This window comes from Actinosynnema sp., from assembly GCF_052038725.1.
On the sequence record NZ_JBQGCX010000654.1, the window covers coordinates 1 to 1774 of the forward strand.

Genomic DNA, 1774 nt, shown 5'->3' on the forward strand with positions numbered 1-1774 from the left:
CGACGGCCCGCTCGTAGACCAGGTTCAGCAGCCAGCTCGCCAGCGCCACGATGATCGAGCCGAAGAACGCGGGCCAGAAGCCGGTCACCTGGAACGGCAGGCCCAGCTCGCCCGCGACCCAGCCGGTCAGCCAGAACATGAGGGCGTTCACGACCAGGCCGATCAGCCCGAGGGTCAGCAGGTAGAACAGGCAGCCGAGGAACTTCACCACCGGCTTCACCACCGCGTTGACCAGGCCGAACACCACGGCCACCCCCACCAGGGTGCCGATCTTGGCCGGGGTCGAGCCGCCCTCCAGGTCGATGCCGGGGATCAGGGTCGACACCCAGACCGCCACGGCCGTCAGCAGTACCTGCACCACAATGCCCATGCCGCAGGGTAACCGCGGGGCTCCTCCGAACGGGTCAGGCGCGGCGGCGGCGGGTGCGGGCGGCGTGGTGCAGGGCCAGGCCCGCGACCAGCAGGGCGAGGCCGGTCACCAGCGGCCAGAACGGGGCGGCGCCGGTCCTGGCCAGCTGCTTCGGGGCGCCGCCGACCGGGGGCGCGGTGGTCGTGGGGGCCGTCGAGCTGCCGGGCGCGGTGGACGTGGTGGACGGCGGGGTGCTGGACGGCGGGGCGGTGACGGAGAGCGCCACCTCGGCGGTGTTGTCGCTCGGGTCGCCGTCGCCGAACGAGGTCCCCGGCGCGAGGACGACCCGGAAACCGGTGATCGTCGGGTCGGTCAGGGCGTAGCGGAGCCTCGCGGTCGCGGTGGCGCCCGGCTCCAGCGGCGCGGTCAGCGCGAAGCCGTCGCCCTCGGCCACGACGCCCTCTCCGATGGAGAGCAGCTTCGCCTTCGGCCGGTCGACGGTGAAGCGCACGCCGTCCGCCGCCTCGCCGGAGTTGGTGATGGCGAAGGACAGCTCGACCTCGTCGCCGGTGGCGCGGGCGCCGGGCTTGTCCGGGCCGAGCTTGAGCGCGCCGAGGACGAGGTCGGCGCGCGGCGCGAAGTACGGGGTGTCCAGGCGGACTTGCTCGCCCTTGCCGACGAACAGTTCCGCGGTGACGGCGGAGGGCAGCAGGCCCTGGGCGCGCAGGTCGGCGAGCACCAGCTCGTGGTCCCCCTCGGGGACGTCCTCGACGCGGTACGAGCCGGTGGCGGTGAGGCCGCCGAGCCGGTGCGCGGGTTGGAGCTCGCGCTCGCCCGCGTCCCGCACGCCGTCCCGGTCCGCGTCGACGAAGGCCGAGCCGGTGACGACGCCGCCCCGGATGCCGAAGTCGAGCGTCGCGCCACCGGTGCGGAACACCGAAGAGGGCGTGGTGGTCGCGTAGCGGTCGGTGTTGGCGTTGTAGATCGCCAGCGGGACGCCTGCGGGCAGGCCGGTCGCGCGGTAGCGGCCGTTCGCGTCGGTGCCGTAGTCGCCGATGTGCTCCTTGGTGGCGGCGTTGAAGACCCGGACGCCCTTCCCCGAGGCGAGGGCGGGCTCACCTGCGTCGACGACGCCGTTGCCGTTCCGGTCGAACCAGATGAGGCCGTCGAGGACCTCGCCGTCCTGGGCCAGGGCGGTGCCACCGCCGAGGAGCATCAGCACCGCGGTGACCGCGACCAGCTTCTTCACCTGGAGTCCCCCGTGGGAAAGGAAGTGTCGTGCGACGACACCCCGTCGTCGTGCGGCGGGCTCGGGGCGTTTCCGCGATCTGGATCACACCGGGCGCTTCTCCGCACCGCGCGGGACCGCTTCCGCGCGACCGCGAACGCCGGAACGCCGGGTGGCGCTCCGCTCGCCACCCGGCG

General features: G+C 73.8%; 2 protein-coding genes. Both read right to left on the reverse strand.

Going from position 1 to position 1774, the window contains the following annotated elements; all coding sequences use genetic code 11:
- On the reverse strand, positions 1 to 370 hold a 370-nt coding region (locus tag ACTUAL_RS13785), incomplete at its 3' end, for a phage holin family protein (protein WP_440900512.1).
- 34 nt (positions 371 to 404) lie between these two features.
- The gene (locus ACTUAL_RS13790; RefSeq protein WP_440900513.1) at positions 405 to 1598 is read right to left on the reverse strand and encodes a hypothetical protein; all 1194 of its coding nucleotides are present in this window, start codon (positions 1596 to 1598) and stop codon (positions 405 to 407) included.
- Positions 1599 to 1774 lie beyond the last annotated feature (176 nt).